This window comes from Gluconacetobacter azotocaptans (genome assembly GCF_014174355.1).
Taxonomy (GTDB): Bacteria; Pseudomonadota; Alphaproteobacteria; order Acetobacterales; family Acetobacteraceae; genus Gluconacetobacter; species Gluconacetobacter azotocaptans.
Genome location: NZ_JABEQF010000005.1, coordinates 21,898 through 37,150, shown reverse-complemented (window position 1 = coordinate 37,150; position 15,253 = coordinate 21,898). Strand labels below are relative to the sequence as shown.

At 69.9% G+C, this 15,253-nt stretch carries 14 protein-coding genes; 8 read left to right on the top strand and 6 right to left on the bottom strand.

Annotation, left to right across the window (positions count from 1 at the left end; genetic code table 11):
- Window positions 1-92 precede the first annotated feature (92 nt).
- From HLH34_RS07795 to HLH34_RS07785, 3 genes are all read right to left on the bottom strand, one after another.
- Window positions 93-2,480, bottom strand: a complete 2,388-nt coding sequence (locus HLH34_RS07795) for a glucose/quinate/shikimate family membrane-bound PQQ-dependent dehydrogenase (protein WP_183119055.1) — start codon at window positions 2,478-2,480, stop codon at window positions 93-95.
- Between the two features lie 264 nt (window positions 2,481-2,744).
- Window positions 2,745-4,226: a mannitol dehydrogenase family protein gene (locus HLH34_RS07790; RefSeq protein ID WP_183119054.1), complete on the bottom strand. Its 1,482-nt coding sequence runs from the start codon at window positions 4,224-4,226 to the stop codon at window positions 2,745-2,747.
- A gap of 105 nt (window positions 4,227-4,331) precedes the next feature.
- Entirely contained in the window at window positions 4,332-4,646 is a 315-nt protein-coding gene (locus HLH34_RS07785; RefSeq protein WP_183119053.1) for a hypothetical protein, read from the bottom strand.
- A gap of 208 nt (window positions 4,647-4,854) precedes the next feature.
- Here HLH34_RS07785 and rpmI point away from each other — a divergent pair, with 208 nt between their 5' ends.
- The 6 genes from rpmI (at window position 4,855) to lpxB (ending at window position 11,528) form a co-directional block, all read left to right on the top strand.
- Window positions 4,855-5,058 carry a 50S ribosomal protein L35 gene (gene rpmI, locus HLH34_RS07780; RefSeq protein ID WP_012554749.1) on the top strand — a complete coding sequence of 68 codons (204 nt, stop codon included), beginning with the start codon at window positions 4,855-4,857 and terminating at the stop codon, window positions 5,056-5,058.
- Window positions 5,059-5,072: 14 nt separating this feature from the next.
- The gene (gene rplT, locus HLH34_RS07775) at window positions 5,073-5,435 is read left to right on the top strand and encodes a 50S ribosomal protein L20 (RefSeq protein WP_182953530.1); all 363 of its coding nucleotides are present in this window, start codon (window positions 5,073-5,075) and stop codon (window positions 5,433-5,435) included.
- Between the two features lie 237 nt (window positions 5,436-5,672).
- Window positions 5,673-6,740 carry a phenylalanine--tRNA ligase subunit alpha gene (gene pheS / locus HLH34_RS07770; protein ID WP_183119052.1) on the top strand — a complete coding sequence of 356 codons (1,068 nt, stop codon included), beginning with the start codon at window positions 5,673-5,675 and terminating at the stop codon, window positions 6,738-6,740.
- Between the two features lie 3 nt (window positions 6,741-6,743).
- The gene (gene pheT, locus HLH34_RS07765) at window positions 6,744-9,206 is read left to right on the top strand and encodes a phenylalanine--tRNA ligase subunit beta (protein ID WP_183119051.1); all 2,463 of its coding nucleotides are present in this window, start codon (window positions 6,744-6,746) and stop codon (window positions 9,204-9,206) included.
- A 35-nt stretch (window positions 9,207-9,241) separates the two neighbouring features.
- Window positions 9,242-10,291 carry a phosphate ABC transporter substrate-binding protein PstS gene (gene pstS / locus HLH34_RS07760; protein ID WP_183119050.1) on the top strand — a complete coding sequence of 350 codons (1,050 nt, stop codon included), beginning with the start codon at window positions 9,242-9,244 and terminating at the stop codon, window positions 10,289-10,291.
- Window positions 10,292-10,337: 46 nt separating this feature from the next.
- Window positions 10,338-11,528 carry a lipid-A-disaccharide synthase gene (gene lpxB, locus HLH34_RS07755; RefSeq protein WP_183119049.1) on the top strand — a complete coding sequence of 397 codons (1,191 nt, stop codon included), beginning with the start codon at window positions 10,338-10,340 and terminating at the stop codon, window positions 11,526-11,528.
- On the opposite strand, the gene HLH34_RS07750 is transcribed toward lpxB, so the two are convergent.
- The 3 genes from HLH34_RS07750 to ygfZ all read right to left on the bottom strand — a co-directional run bounded on the left by HLH34_RS07750 (window position 11,529) and on the right by ygfZ (window position 13,081).
- Entirely contained in the window at window positions 11,529-11,699 is a 171-nt protein-coding gene (locus tag HLH34_RS07750; protein WP_183119048.1) for a hypothetical protein, read from the bottom strand. It abuts the gene before it with no gap.
- A 25-nt stretch (window positions 11,700-11,724) separates the two neighbouring features.
- Window positions 11,725-12,141, bottom strand: coding sequence for a phosphoribosyl-AMP cyclohydrolase (gene hisI / locus HLH34_RS07745; protein ID WP_183119047.1), 417 nt, complete (start codon window positions 12,139-12,141; stop codon window positions 11,725-11,727).
- A 124-nt stretch (window positions 12,142-12,265) separates the two neighbouring features.
- Window positions 12,266-13,081 carry a CAF17-like 4Fe-4S cluster assembly/insertion protein YgfZ gene (gene ygfZ / locus HLH34_RS07740; RefSeq protein WP_183119046.1) on the bottom strand — a complete coding sequence of 272 codons (816 nt, stop codon included), beginning with the start codon at window positions 13,079-13,081 and terminating at the stop codon, window positions 12,266-12,268.
- A 125-nt stretch (window positions 13,082-13,206) separates the two neighbouring features.
- On the opposite strand from ygfZ, the gene HLH34_RS07735 reads away from it, so the two are divergent.
- Together HLH34_RS07735 and HLH34_RS07730 are read left to right on the top strand one after the other, a co-directional pair.
- A complete protein-coding gene (locus tag HLH34_RS07735) occupies window positions 13,207-14,142 on the top strand; it encodes a glycosyltransferase family 9 protein (RefSeq protein ID WP_183119045.1) in 936 nt (311 codons plus the stop codon).
- Window positions 14,139-15,239 carry a glycosyltransferase gene (locus HLH34_RS07730; protein WP_183119044.1) on the top strand — a complete coding sequence of 367 codons (1,101 nt, stop codon included), beginning with the start codon at window positions 14,139-14,141 and terminating at the stop codon, window positions 15,237-15,239. The genes HLH34_RS07735 and HLH34_RS07730 overlap by 4 nt, the downstream gene beginning before the upstream one ends.
- Window positions 15,240-15,253 lie beyond the last annotated feature (14 nt).

The window sequence follows — 15,253 nt, the reverse complement described above, 5'->3', positions numbered from 1 at the left end:
CCGGCCCTTATCATGTTCACATTCCGGATAGTCCCGGCCCGGCAGGTGCCGGGCCGGCTGCCCCCGGGCGGTGCCCGGGGGGCGGCCGAGGGTCAGTGCCCCTCGGGCAGGGCGTAGGCGACGACGTAGTCGCCCAGCTTGCTGCCGAACGAACCGTGGCCACCGTCGGCCGTGACGATGAACTGGCGCCCGTTCACGGCGTAGGTCATCGGCGTCGACTGGCCGCCGGCGGGCAGGCGATCCTGCCAGAGCTGCTGGCCGGTCGTGACGTCGTAGGCGCGGATGTAGTAATCCGCCGTCGAGGTCAGGAACGCGACGCCGCCCGCCGTGGTCAGCGGTCCACCCAGGCTGGGAATGCCGACCTTGAAGGGAAGCGGCACCGGCGCGCTGTCGCGGGTCGTGCCGTTGCGATGCATCCAGGTGATCTTGTTGGTCTTCAGGTCGATCCCGGCCATGAAGCCCCAGCCCGGCTCCTTGCACGGCAGGCCCAGCGGGGACAGGAACGGGCTGAGCGTCACGCCGAAGGGCACGCCGAACTGCGGCTGGACGCCGGTTTCCGACCCCGAGGGCTGCGAGGCGTCGGGGTTGGCCGGATTGTTCGGTCCGCGCGGGATCAGGCGCGACACGAACGGGATCGCGATCGGGTTGGCGATGGCGATCTGCCGCACCGGATCGACGGCCAGGCCGCCCCATTCGAACATGCCCAGATTGCCCGGGAAGACCAGCGTGCCCTGCACCGACGGCGGGGTGAACGGCCCGTCGTAGCGCAGGCGATGGAACATGATGCGGCACATCAGCTGGTCGAACATCGTGCCGCCCCACATGTCGGCGTCCGTCAGATTCTTCTTCGGCCGGAACGTCAGCTCGGAGAACGGCTGGGTGGGGGAGGTATGGTCGCCCGGGGCCGCGCCCTGCGGCACCGGGGTTTCCGGCGCGGGCACCACCGGGGTGCCGGTCCGGCGGTCCAGGACGAAGATGTTGCCGGTCTTGGCCGGGGCATACAGCGTGGGCACGATGTCGCCGCCGGCGGTGCGGATGTCCACCAGGCTGGGCTGGGCCGGGATGTCCATGTCCCACAGGTCATGGTGCACGGTCTGGTACGACCAGGCCATTTTGCCGGTGTCGGCGTTCAGCGCCAGGATCGCGCTGGCATAGCGTTCGGAATCCGCGTCGCGGTTGCCGCCCCAGATGTCGGGTGTCTGCACGCCCATGGGGATGAAGATCAGGTTCAGCTTGGGATCGTAGGACGACACGATCCACGAGTTGGGCGAATTGCCCACGAAATGATGCGTGTCGGAGGGCATTTCGTTGGGGTCGGGGTTGCCCGCGTCGAACACCCAGACCAGCCGGCCGGTATAGACGTCAAAGCCGCGCGTCACGCCCGAGGGCTCGTGGGTCGAGTAATTGTCCATCACCGCGCCCGAGATGATGACCAGCTTGTCGGTGACGACCGGGGGCGACGTGGCCTCGAAGAAGCCGGGGGTCTGGACGACTTCGCCGGCCTTCAGGTCGACCGCGCCGTCATCGCCGAAATTGTGGCAGCGCTCGCCGGTTTCCGCGTCCAGGGCGAACAGGCGTCCGTCATTGGTCGGCAGGAAAATGCGGCGGGGGCAATCGACGGGGGCCTGGGCGCCGTCGATGGTCTGGGCGTCGGCCGCGGTCTCGTGGTACGAGACGCCGCGGCAGGTCATGTGCTGGAAGGTCGCGTTGTAGGCGATCTTGGGATCGAATTTCCATTTCTGCTTGCCGGTGGCGGCATCCAGCGCAAACAGGATCTGATGCGGCGAGCACAGGTAGACGGTGTCGCGGATCTTGATCGGCGTGACCTCGTCGGTGAATTCGCCCGGATCGTGCGGTCCCTTCAGGTCGCCGGTGCGGAACACCCACGCCACCTTCAGGTCATGCACGTTGGTCGGCGTGATCTGCTTGAGCGGGCTGAACCGGTCGCCGAACTGGGTGCGGCCATAGGCCTGCCAGTCCTCGTCGGGCATCTGGCCCGCGTCACCCGGCGTCGGCGCGTTCTGCGCGACCTGCGGCAGGCTGCCCGCGATGTCCTGCGGGTCCTGAAGCAGGGCCGCCCCGACCACGACGACCGCCGCGCCGACACTCGCGGCCAGCGGCAGCAGCCCGGCCCGGCTTGCCGGGCCCAGCCCGCGGGTGACGGGGGGCAGCAGCAGCCAGACACCCAGCGGGACCAGGATGTCGCCGCGCGGGGCCAGGGCCCAGAAATCGAACCCGACCTCGGCCACGGCCCAGATCATGGTGCCGATCAGCAGGGCGGCGTAGACCCACAGGGCCTCCTGCCGGCGCCGGAACAGCAATCCGGCCGTTACCAGCAGCATGAGGCCGGCAACGACGTAATAGGCCGACCCGCCAAGCGCGGTCAGCCAGACGCCGCCGGCCAGCAGGTAGAGCCCGATCAGGGCGCAGACCACTGCGGTGAGCACGACCACCGGGCGCAATCCTTGTGAACTGTTCATTGGAAACCCAACTTGCTGTGGAAATTCGATCCGAATTGCGTGACAAGCCCGTAACTTTTTGACCGGTCAAGTTAACGTGTTGTGGCGGTGTCCGTTCCCGATCCGCATGGTCCTGGCGGCGACGCGGCAGTGGGTTGCGTTTCTCTGCGACCATAACCTTCGGATTGCGGAATGGATCGCCGCCCCGGGCGCATTGGTTCTGCCCGGTGGCGGCTTATTCACAATTTCGTGATCAGGTTCGGGCGTGGCTCCGTCGGGTTGAACTCAGCCGGGTTGGGCGATGATGGCGTGCAGGGTGGGGCGGGTGCCGTCGGCGCGGATGGCGCGGCGCAGGCGGACGAACAGCGCGACGAAGGCGGGATGGTCCTCCAGCCCCCATCCGGCGAACACCGACATGCCCAGCGCCCGGCCGGGATCGGCATCGGCGGCCAGCGCCAGATCGTCCGGCGTCAGATGGGGTTCCGTCACGGTATAAGCAGCCCCGCTGTCGTCGGTGCCGCGCAGATATTCGGCAAAGCAGGCCAGCAGGAAGGCGATGCGGACGGGATTGCCCCCGCGCGCGAGCGTGCCGGTGGCGGTGTCCTTGACGAAGACCGGCAGTTTCGACGCGCTGTCCGAGGCGATGCGCAGCAACTGGTCGCTGATCGCCTGGTTGCGGAAGCGGCGCAGCAGCAGGGCGCCATAATCATGCAGTTCCATGCCCGGCGGCGCCCCGAGCAGCGGTTCGGCATCGAAGCCCAGATAGCGTTCGACCAGTTCGATGACGTCGGGGTCGCGCATGATGTCGCTGACGATGCGATAGCCCATCAGCACGCCCGGCAGGCCGAGCATGGAATGCGAGGCGTTGAGCATCCTCAGCTTGACCTGCTCGTAGGGCGCCACGTCCCTGGTGAACAGGACGCCCGCGGCTTCCAGCGGCGGACGTCCGGCACAGAACGAATCCTCGACCACCCACTGGATGAAATCCTCGCAGAACACCGGCGCGCGGTCGTCGACGCCGCTGGCGGCATCCAGTCGCGCGATGTCGGCATCGCGGACGGCGGGGGTAATGCGGTCCACCATGGTGCAGGGAAAGGTGACGTGGGCCGCGATCCACTCGGCAAGTGCCGCGTCGCGGGCCTGGGCCCAGGCCAGGAAGGCGGTGCGCGCGACGTGGCCGTTATGGGGCAGGTTGTCGCAGGACAGGATGGTGAAGGGGCCGACGCCGGCATCGCGCCGCAGGCGCAGGGCCTCGGTCAGCAGGCCGAAGACGGTGTGAGGCACGTCGCGGGCCAGGTCCTCGGCGATCGCGGGATGGTCCAACTGGAACTGCCCGGCCTCGTCCACATAATAGCCGCCCTCGGTGACCGTCATGCTGACGATGCGGATCGCCGGGTCGGCCAGGCGGCGGATCGTCCCAGCCCGGTCGTCCGGGGCGTGGAGATAGTCCACGATCGAGCCGACGACGCGCACGGTGTCGGGGGCGTCGGCCGGGCATTCGGTCAGTGTATAAAGACCGTCCTGGGCGCGCAGGGCGCTGGCCTTCGCGCGTTCGCGCGCGTCGTCCATGATGCCGATGCCCAGGATGCCCCATTGCGTGTTGCCCGGAGTGGCCAGGACGCGGTCCAGATAGACGGCCTGATGGGCGCGGTGGAAATTCCCCACGCTCATATGCGCGATACCGGGTCGGATCGCGGCCCTGTCATAGGTCGGGACGATGATCGCGGCGGGAAGCTGGCCGAGGGTCGAATTGTCGAGAGCCGGCATGAAGAAGTGTCCTGACAGGGAAGGGGGGCTACGCTCTATCGTGTTCCCCCCGGCGGCTTCGAGAGGGTTTTTGCACAACGCTGCCGTCCACCCCGTCGTCGGCCGTCAAATCCCGGGGAGGGCTTCCAGATAAAGACGGATCAAGGCGTCGCGTTCCCTGTCCAGCGGTTCACGGCAGGGGGATTCCCCCGCGCGGCGGTACCAATAGGCCGCGTTCGCATCATCGCCCTCGCGCCGGTGCAGGTAGGCGTGAACGCGGCAGGCGGGGCGGGTCGCGCCGTCCTCGACAAGGCCGTGTGCGTGGCCCCACTCGCCCCGTGCGTCGTGCCACAGGGCGCGCAGGTGCGGCGGCAGGGCCGGCGGCGGCACGGCATCGGCGAGCGAGAGATGGAACGCACGGGCGTCGAATCGTCGGGTCATGCGGGCACAGATGGGGCGGTGCGGCGCTATTTTCCACCCTGCGGCGCGGCGGGGGACGATTCGTGCCGCGAGGGGCTTGATCGCACCGCGTGCCTTGTCTATAGGCAGCCCCCTGTTCGCGCGTCCGGGCCTGGAATGGGCATGCCCGGCCGTGACCGCTGCCTGAGTGCCGCACTGCGGCCGCAGCCTGTAGATGAAGGAGATGAAAATGCCCAAGATGAAGACCAAGTCGTCGGTCAAGAAGCGGTTCAAGATCACCGCGACCGGCAAGGTGCTGGCGGGGCCGGGCAACAAGCGCCATGGCCTGATCAACCGTTCGCAGAAGATGAAGCGCACGAACCGCGGTTCGCAGACGTTGACCGAGATGGACGGCCGCACTGTGAAGCAGTGGGCCCCCTACGGGCTGGCATAAGGAGCACCTGAGACATGGCACGTGTAAAGCGGGGTGTGACCACCCACGCCCGTCACAAGAAGGTTCTCGATCAGTCCAAGGGCTATCGCGGCCGGTCCTCGACCAACTATCGCATCGCGCTGGAGCGCCTGGAAAAGGCCCTGCGCTATGCCTATCGTGACCGTCGGAACAAGAAGCGCGATTTCCGCGCCCTGTGGATCCAGCGCATCAACGCGGCCGTCCGTGAGCATGGGCTGACCTACAGCAAGTTCATCTATGGCCTCGACAAGGCCGGGATCGAGATCGACCGCAAGGTGCTGGCCGCCATCGCGTTCGACGATGCCGCCACCTTCGCCGAGATCGTCAAGCAGGCCCAGGCCGCGCTGGCCGCCGCCTGACCGGCGCCCCTCGCGATCTGCGTTTTACGGAACGGGCCACCCCACAAGGGTGGCCCGTTTCGCATTTGGGGGCTTTATTCGGCGGGGCGGAGCCTGTATCTGCCGCGTGCGCAAAATCAACAGGGTTGATTTGCGGTTGATTTGCGCCTGTCGTCACGCCGCGCGACGGACCATCTGCGACGAACCGATTATGCGGCATGACCGGCCCAGCCGGTGCCGAAGCCCGAGCGAGGTGCCATGAGCGACGATCTCGAGACCCTGCGGCAGGAGACGCTGGCCGCCCTGGCCGTGGCCGCCGACCGGCGGGAATGGGACGCCGTCCGCGTGGGAACGCTGGGCAAGTCCGGACGCCTGACCGCGCTGCTGAAGGAACTGGGGCGGATGACGCCCGACGCACGCAAGCTGCGTGGCGCCGCGGTGAACCGCCTGCGCGACGAACTGTCCCGCGCGATCGAGGAGCGCGGCGCGGCGATCGAGGCCGAGATCCTGAACGCCCGCCTGGCGGCGGAGCGTGTCGACGTCACCCTGCCGACGGCACCCGAGCGCGCGGGCATGATTCACCCGATCAGCCGCACGATGGAGGAAATGGCCGCCATCTTCGGCGCGATGGGCTTCCGCGTGGCCGAGGGTCCGGACATCGAGACCGACTGGCACAATTTCTCGGCGCTGAACACGCCCGACCATCATCCGGCGCGCACCGACCAGGATACGTTCTACCTGCCGGCCCAGGATCAGGGCCGCGAGCGCGTGCTGCGCACCCAGACTTCGGGCGTGCAGATCCGCACCATGCTGAGCGAGGAGCCGCCGATCCGCATCATCGCGCCGGGCCGCACCTATCGCGCCGACCATGACGCCACCCATTCGCCGATGTTCCATCAGTGCGAGGGGCTGGTGATCGACCGTGGCATCACGCTGGCGCACCTCAAGGGCTGCCTGACCGATTTCCTGCGCGCCTTCTTCGGCAAGCCCGACCTGCCGGTGCGATTCCGCGCCTCGTACTTCCCGTTCACCGAACCGTCGATGGAGGTCGATATCGGCTGGTCGCGCAAAAGCGGCGAGATCGGCGGCGGCGACGACTGGCTGGAGGTCCTGGGGTCCGGCATGGTGCATCCGCGCGTGCTGGCGAATTGCGGCCTGGACCCGCGCGAATGGCAGGGGTTCGCCTTCGGGATGGGCATCGAACGCCTGACTATGCTGCGCCATGGCATCCCGGACCTGCGTTCGTTCTACGAGAGCGACGTGCGCTGGCTGCGCCATTACGGCACCAGCCCGCTGTCACCGGCCCTGTTGCATGAAGGTCTCTGAGCGATGAAGTTCACCCTGTCCTGGCTGCGCGATCACCTCGACACCACCGCGACGCTGGATGAGATCTGCGCCAAGCTGAACACGATCGGGCTGGAGGTCGAAGGCCTCGAGGACCCCGGCGCAGCGCTGGCGGCCTTCCGCACCGCGCGAATCGTCGAGGCCGTGCAGCACCCCAATGCCGATCGCCTGCGCATCTGCCGCGTGGATGCCGGGCCGGGGTTCGAAGAGGTGCAGGTGGTGTGCGGTGCGCCCAATGCCCGCACCGGCCTGTCCGTGATCTTCGCCCCGCCGGGGACGTGGATTCCGGGTCTGGAAATCACCATCAAAGCCGGGGCGATCCGGGGTGAAACCAGTGGCGGCATGCTGTGCTCGCTGCGCGAACTGGGGTTGGGTGAGGAGCATGACGGCATTGCCGAACTGCCCGCCGACACCACCCCCGGCCAGTCCTATGCCGATTTCGCCGGGCTGAACGACCCGGTGATCGAAATCGCCGTCACGCCCAATCGAGGCGACGCGCTGGCGGTGCGGGGTATTGCCCGCGACCTGGCGGCTGCCGGGATCGGCCATCTGCGGCCCTGGCTGGCCGAAACGGTCGAGGGCACGTTCGACTCGCCGATCGGCTGGGCCAACCTGTTTCCCGAAGCCTGCCCGTGGGTGCTGGGGCGGACGATTCGCGGCCTGCGCAACGGCCCCAGCCCCGAGTGGCTGCAGAACCGCCTGCGGGCGGTGGGGCTGCGGCCGATTTCCGCCCTGGTCGATATCACCAATTTCTTCGCCTACGACCTGGGCCGGCCGCTGCATGTCTTCGACGCGGATCGCGTGACCGGCGACCTGCTGACGGTCTGCCGTGGCGCGGGCGAGGCATTCCAGGCGCTGGACGGGCGCGAGATCGTAGTCTCGCCCGAAGACTGCGTGATCGCCGACGTGGCCGGGGTGCAGTCCCTGGCCGGTATCATGGGCGGGGACGCGACGGGCGTCACCGCGGACACCACCAGCGTATTCGTGGAATGCGCGCTGTTCGACCCGGTGCGGATCGCGCTCAGCGGCCGTCGCCACGGCCTGCATTCCGACGCCCGCCACCGGTTCGAGCGCGGGGTGGACCAGGCCCTGCCGGTCGCGGCGCTGGAGGCCGCCAGCCGGATGATCATCGAACTGTGCGGCGGCGAGGCCAGCGAGGTGGTATCGGCCGGCGAGGCTCCGGCCTGGCAGCGCGAGGCCCGGCTGCGCTTTGCCCGCGTCGCCGGCCTGGGCGGGGTGGATGTTCCCGCCGACGAGGCCGTCACGGCGCTGGAGGCCCTGGGCTTCGCCGTGCGCCAGCGCGACGCGGACGAAGTGCTGCTGGACGTACCATCCTGGCGCAACGACATCGCCATGCCCATGGTCCTGGACCAGGCGCCCGGCCTGGACCCGGCGCGGGCGCGCAGGGCCGAGGACGGCGCGCGGGCCGTCGATGCGGAATGCGACCTGATCGAGGAAATCCTGCGCCTGCGGGGGCTGGATTCCATTCCGCCGGTCTCGCTGCCGACGCTGTCCGCCGTGCCGCTGCCTGCCCTGAGCCCGCGTCAGGTGCGCGCGGCCACCGCGCGCCGGGTCCTGGCGTCGCGTGGCCTGATGGAGACGGTGGGCTACTCCTTCGTGGCGCAGGCCGCCGCCGCCCGCTTCGGCGAGGTGCCCGAGGCGCTGCGCCTGCTGAACCCCATCGCGGCGGACCTGGACCAGATGCGGCCGACGCCGATGGTCAATCTGCTGTCGGCGGTCGAGCGCAATGCGGCGCGCGGCTACCCCGACCTGGGCCTGTTCGAGGTCGGACCGGGCTTTTCCGCCGACGGGCAGACGCAGGTGGCGACCGCGCTGTACAGCGGCCACACCCCGCGCCTGCCCGGACGCACGGCCGAACCGGTCAGCCTGTGGGACGCCAAGGCCGATGCCTTTGCCGTCCTGGCGGCGCTGGGCGCACCGGTCGACGGCCTGCAGGTCACGGCCGATGCGCCGGGCCATTATCATCCGGGCCGGTCGGGCGTGATCCGGCAGGGGCCGCGTAACGTGCTGGGCTATTTCGGGCAGATGCATCCGGCGTTGCTGGCCGGGCGGGGCTTGGACCGGCCGGTCGTCGGGTTCGAACTGTTCCTGGACGCGATCGCCGAGCCCAAGCGCCGCCGCCGCGCGGCGCCCGACCTGTCGCCCTTCCAGCCGGTGCATCGTGATTTCGCCTTCGTCGTCGCCGGCGACGTGGCGGCGGACGCGGTGCTGCGCGCGGCGCGGGGGGCGGAGCGGACCCTGATTTCCGGCGTGCGCCTGTTCGATGTGTACGAAGGCGAAAAGGTGCCCGAAGGCCATAAATCCCTTGGCATCGAAATCGTCCTGCAACCCGTCGAGCGCAGCCTGACCGATGCCGAGATCGAGGCCGTGTCCGACAAGATCGTGGCGGCGGTGTCGCGCGCCTGCGGCGCCGTACTGCGCGGTTGATCCGGCGGGGCCGGGTGGGGCGAAAGGGGACCGGGATGATCGGGACGTTCAGGCTGGCGGTCCGCGTGGTGGCGCTGTGCGGGGCGGTGCTGTGCGGAACGGCGGGCGCCGGGCGCGCCATGGCGGCCGACATCGTCGGCGCGGGCTCCAGCTTCGGCGCGCCGATCTATGGCGCGTGGGCCAGGGATGCGAAGCAGGCGACCGGGATCGCCCTGAACTACCAATCCATCGGCTCCGGCGCCGGGCAGAACCAGGTGCTGGCGCGGACGGTCGATTTCGGGGCATCGGATGCGCCGATGAATGCCGAGCGTCTGCGCGCCGGCCGCCTGATGCAGTTTCCGACGGTGATGGGCGCGGTCGTGCCGGTGGTGAACCTGCCCGGGCTTGGCGCCGGGCAGTTGCGTCTGACGGGGCCGCTGCTGGCGGCGCTGTATGCGGGCGACATCACCGAATGGAACGACCCGCGCATCGCAGCCGTCAATCCGGACCTGACGCTGCCTGACATTCCGGTGGCCCCGGTGCGCCGGGCCGACGGGTCGGGCACGACCTTCGTGTTCACCTCGTACCTGTCGCGGATGTCGCCGGCGTGGAAGCGGGACCAGGGGGCCGCGACCTCCGTCGCCTGGCCCACGGGCGAGGGCGCGCGCGGCAATGACGGCGTGGCCGCCGCCGTGCGCAATACCGAAGGGGCCATCGGCTATGTCGAATATGCCTTCGCCGCGCGAAACGGGATGAGCATGGCGCTGCTGCGCGACCGCAACGGCGATTTCGTCGCCGCCGGCGCCGATGGCTTCGCGGCGGCCGCGCGGTCGGCGGACTGGTCCGACACGACGACTTTTACGGTGGATCTGCTGGATGCGCCGGGTGCGGGGGCATGGCCCATCATGTCCGCGACCTATGTGCTGATACCTGTCGACCCAGCCGATCCGGCGCGGGCGGGTGCGGTGCTGCGCTTCTTCGACTGGGCGTTCCGCAATGGCGACGCGGCCGCGCGGGCCTTGCAGTACGTGCCGCTGCCGGACGCGGTGAAGGCCGGTATCCGGCATGGCTGGTCCGCCATCCGGGGTGTCACGCCCCCGGCGTGACGGGGGCGGGTTTGCGCCGGCGGTGGAAGAACGTTAGGCCCATCCCATGACCCAGGATGATACCGCCGCCGCACCGCGCACGATCTGGATTCTGGCGGGCGAGGCCAGCGGCGACGTGCTGGGCGCGCGCCTGATGGCGGCATTGCGCGCCCGCGATCCGGCCCTGCGGTTCGCCGGCGTCGGCGGCACGCGCATGGAAGGCGAGGGGCTGGCCAGCCTGTTCCCCCTGCGCGACCTGGCGGTCATGGGGCTGGTCGAAATCCTGCCGCGCCTGCGCCATCTGTCGCGTCGCCTGGATCAGGCGGTGGACCACATCCGCCGCACCGTGCCGGACGCGGTGGTTACGATCGACAGTCCTGGTTTCGCCCTGCGGCTGCTGCGCCGGATCGCGGGGCTGGACATTCCGCGCATCCATTACGTGGCCCCGCAGGTCTGGGCCTGGCGCGAGCACCGGGTACGGGAATTTCCCGGCCTGTGGGACCGGCTGCTGTGCCTGCTGCCGTTCGAACCCGAATTTTTCGGCCGTCATGGACTCGAGGCGCGCTTCGTCGGCCATCCGGTGCTGCAATCCGGCGCCGATCGCGGGGACGGCGCGGCGTTTCGTGCGCGGCATGGCATCGCGCCGGACGCGCCGGTGCTGATCCTGATGCCCGGCAGCCGCCGGTCCGAGGCGCCGCGCCTGTTGCCGGTCTTCGGCGCGACGATGCGGATTCTGCGCGACATGTGTCCCGGGATCGTGCCCGTCGTCCCGGTGTCGCCGGTGGTGGCCGACACCGTGCGGCGCGGGGTCGCCGGCTGGCCGGTCCAGCCGGTGATCGTGACCGAACCCGACGACAAGCACGACGCCTTCGCGGCGGCCGGGGCGGCGCTGACGAAATCGGGGACATCGACCCTGGAACTGGCGCTGGCCGGGGTGCCCATGGCGGTGACCTACCGGGTCAACCCGCTGACGGCGGCGATGGCGCGGCGGCTGATCCGCGTGCCCTATGTGGCGATGGTCAATCTGCTGGCCGGCCACCGGCTGGTGCCCGAACTGCTGCAGGAACGCTGCCGCCCGGACCTGCTGGCCGCGACGGTGCGCCGCCTGCTGACCGACGGGCGCGCCGCCGCCCTGCAACGGGCGGGCTTCCATGCCGTGGTCACGGCGCTGGCCGCCCCGACGGGCGACCCGGCCGCTGCTGCGGCGGCAGACATCCTGGCCGTGCTGGGCCAGCGGAAGACTTCCGCCGGCGGCTGATCAGCGCGTGGGGGGCTCGGTCGCGGGCGCCCCCGCCGGGGCATTCCCGATGGCGCGGAGCGAATCGAATTCGGTCTTGATGGCATAGATCCCGATCCCGATCGTCAGGACTACGGTCATGACAATCCAGACGATCTTGCTGGCGGGTGGGGTGTCGGGGCTGGTGGACATGATGGCTCCTCGGCGGCGGGCAGGGTCAGCCCTGCCCGTACAGACTGTCGGGGGACACCAGGGGGGCGCTGGTCTCGACCAGGCCCTCGGGGCGCATGGCGTTGAAGAAGCACGAGCGGCGTCCGGTGTGGCAGGCGACGCCCTGCTGGTCGACCAGCAGCAGCACCGCGTCGCGGTCGCAGTCCAGGCGGGCGTCAACCAGGTTCTGCACCTGTCCGGACGTCTCGCCCTTGCGCCACAGGGCGTCGCGGCTGCGCGAGAAATAGCAGACGCGCCCGGTGCGCAATGTTTCGTCCAGGGCCGCGCGATTCATCCATGCCAGCATCAGCATTTCGCCCGTGTCGTGCTGCTGCGCCACGGCGGCGATCAGCCCGGCCGCGTCGAAGCGAACGGTGTCGAGCATGCGGGCGCGGGTGGCCTCGTCGGGCGGAAGATAGGTCATGGCGGCCGGCGTTCCTGCATCGGGCGGTGACGGATGGGCGGGACAAGAACCCATGGAACGACGAATGTCCAGCCGTCGCGGCCTTCCGATCGGCGGGGCTCAGAGACGGTTTTAAAACCGTCTCTCAGGGTTCCGGCAGGGTCAGCCAGGACGGGACCTGGACGTGGATGGGATGGCCGTCGATCCGCAGGTCCGCATGGATCTGGTCCAGCCGCATCATCGCCAGCCCCCGCCCGTCGCGGGACGAGGCCATGACGCCGGCCTCGCGGCCCTCATGCAGGATGGGGGTGCCCGGGGCCGGCAGGGCGGCCGACGCGACAGGCAGCAGCTTGCGCTTGACCAGCCCGCGATAGCGCGTCCGCGCCGTCAGTTCCTGGCCCATGTAGCAGCCCTTGGTCCAGGAAATGCCGTTCAGGGCTTCGAAATTCGCTTCCAGCAGCAGGGTCTTGCCGGACTCGCAATCGCGCGATCCGTCGGGCAGGCCCAGGGACAGCCGATGGGCGTCGTAGGCCGCGGGGTCAGCCGCGCCAGGCGCCGGGTGGGGCAGCAGCAACCGCCATCCGGCTTCGGCCAGGCGCGGATCGGGGGCGCCGATCGCGGAGTCGATCATCGGCGGAACGGCGCCCCAGGCGGCATGGACGGCGAAGCCGGTGTCGGCGATCGTGACGTCCGACCGCAGGCGATAGCGCGACAGGCGCTGGCGCAGCATGTCGGCCAGTGCGGCCTCGCACTCCAGCAGCAGTCGCTCGCCGCCCGGATCGGCGAAGATGAAGAAGTCGGCCAGCCAGCGGCCCTGCGGCGTCAGGAAGGCGGCCCATATCGCCTGGCCGGCGGTGGCGGCGGCGACATCGTTGGATACCAGTCCCTGAAGGAAGGCAACCCGGTCGGCGCCGGAGACGGCCAGCACGGTCCGATCCGGCAGGGAAGTGAGATGTGTCATGGTAATTCCGGATTCTGAGCGCGCGCGTCCGTGGTGACAAGGGAAAACCACGAGCAAGGGCGGCGGTACGATCATGGCGGGTCGGCGATTCCACCCGGCCGCGCGATGGGCTAGCTTCATGCGGCATGCGTATTCTGTTTATTACTTCCACCCGCCTGGGTGACGCGGTCCTGTCCACCGGATTGCTGGATGTCCTGCTGGCCCGCTATCCGCAGGCCCGCTTCACCATCGCCTGCGGGCCGGTGGCGGCGGCATTGTTCGACGCCATGCCCCGGCGCGATCGGACGATCGTCGTGACCAAGCGACGGTACGACCTGCACTGGCTGTCGCTGTGGCGCGACTGCGTGGGCACGCGGTGGGATCTGTGCGTGGACCTGCGGGGCTCGGCGGTCACGCTGTTCCTGCCCGCGCGGCGGCGGGCGATCATGCGCGGGGGGCGGCGGCAGGGCGCGCGCATCATGCATCTGGGCGGGGTGCTGGGCCTGTCGCCGCCGCCCCTGCCGGTGATGTGGACCGCGCCGGCCGATCGCGCGCAGGCGCGGGCGCTCCTGCCCGACGGCATACGCTGGCTGGCATTGGCGCCGACGGCGAACTGGGCGGGAAAAATCTGGCCGGCCGAACGCTTCGTGGCGCTGGCCCGGACGCTGCAGGCCCAGCGCGGCCCGTTGCGCCCGGTCATCCTGTATGGCCCGGGCGAGGCCGAGCGGGCGATGGCGTCCGCCGTGCTGTCCGCGCTGCCCGACGCCGTGGACGCGGGCGGACATTTCACCTTGCCGCAGGTGGCGGCGCTGCTGGCGCGTTGCCAGGGATTTATCGGCAATGATTCGGGCCTGATGCATCTGTCGGCGGCGGTGGGGACCCCGACGCTGGGGCTGTTCGGGCCCAGCCGGATGTCCGAATACGGCCCGGTCGGCCGCTGTGCCCGCGGCATCGCGGCACCGGGGCCGGAGGGGAGCGCCCCCATCGCGGGGCTGGAGGTCGCGGCGGTGGCCGACGCGGCGATCGGGTTGCTGGACGATGCCGGGCCGGTCCCGGACGGCGCGATGTCCGTGGTCGCATGAAAACCGTCCTGATCTATCGCGACCGTCTGTTGCCGCCCTCGGAACACGCCTTCATGCGGCGGCAATATATGGGCTTCCGGACGTTGCGGCCCTGCTGGGTGGGATGCCGGCGGGATGCTCCGGCGCCCGACCTGCCGGGCGATGTGCGGTTTCTGGGTGGCCACGGGATACTGCGCCCGCTGCGTCAGGTGGCGTTCAAACAGTTCGGTTGGGGTGCGGCCCGGGACATCGCCGACCTGTCGCCCGTGCTGGTACATGCCCAGTTCGGGCGTGGCGGCGCGCTGGCGCTGCCGATCGCCCGTGCGTTGGGCGTGCCGCTGGTCGTGACCTTCCACGGGGGCGACGCCTTCAAGGACCGCCATTACGCGCGCGGTTTCCCGCCTTCCGTGTTCCGCAGGCGCTGGCACGCGTTGCAATCCTACGCCTCGCTGTTCGTCTGCGTGTCCGAGGGCGTGCGCGACCGGTTGCTGGAACGTGGGGTGCCGGCCCGCCTGCTGGAGGTCATTCCCATCGGGGCGGAGCCCGTTCCCCGTGCTGCCGGACCCGCCGACCGCTTTGTCTTCGCCGGACGCTTCGTGGACAAGAAGGGCGTGCCGGTCCTGATCGACGCGCTGCGGGTGCTGGCGGATCGCGGGATCACTCCTCCCGTGATGCTGGCGGGGGATGGGCCCCTGTTGCCGGCGATGCGCGACTATGCGGCGGGACTGGCCAATGTGCGCTTTGCCGGCTGGCTGGGGGCGGCGGAACTGGGGGCGCAGATGGATCGGGCGATCGCGCTTCTGGTCCCCAGCGTGGTTCCGCCCGGTGGCGACCGCGAGGGCCTGCCCAGTGTCGCGATCGAGGCCATGGCGCGCGGCGTGCCGGTCATTGCCTCGGACCAGTCCGGGCTGGAGGGCGCGGTAGGACGCTCGGGGGCGGGACTGGTGGTGCCGGCCGGAGCGCCCGCCGCGCTGGCGGAGGCGATGGGGGCCATGCTGGCGCCCGGCATGCGCGACGCCATGGCACAGGCCGCGGAGACGACGGCGCGGGAGTCATTCTGTGCGCCCGTCCAGTCGGGACGGCTGGAGGCGCGGTTGCTGTCGTTCCTGCAAGGGTGAAGCGACGCGGGCGA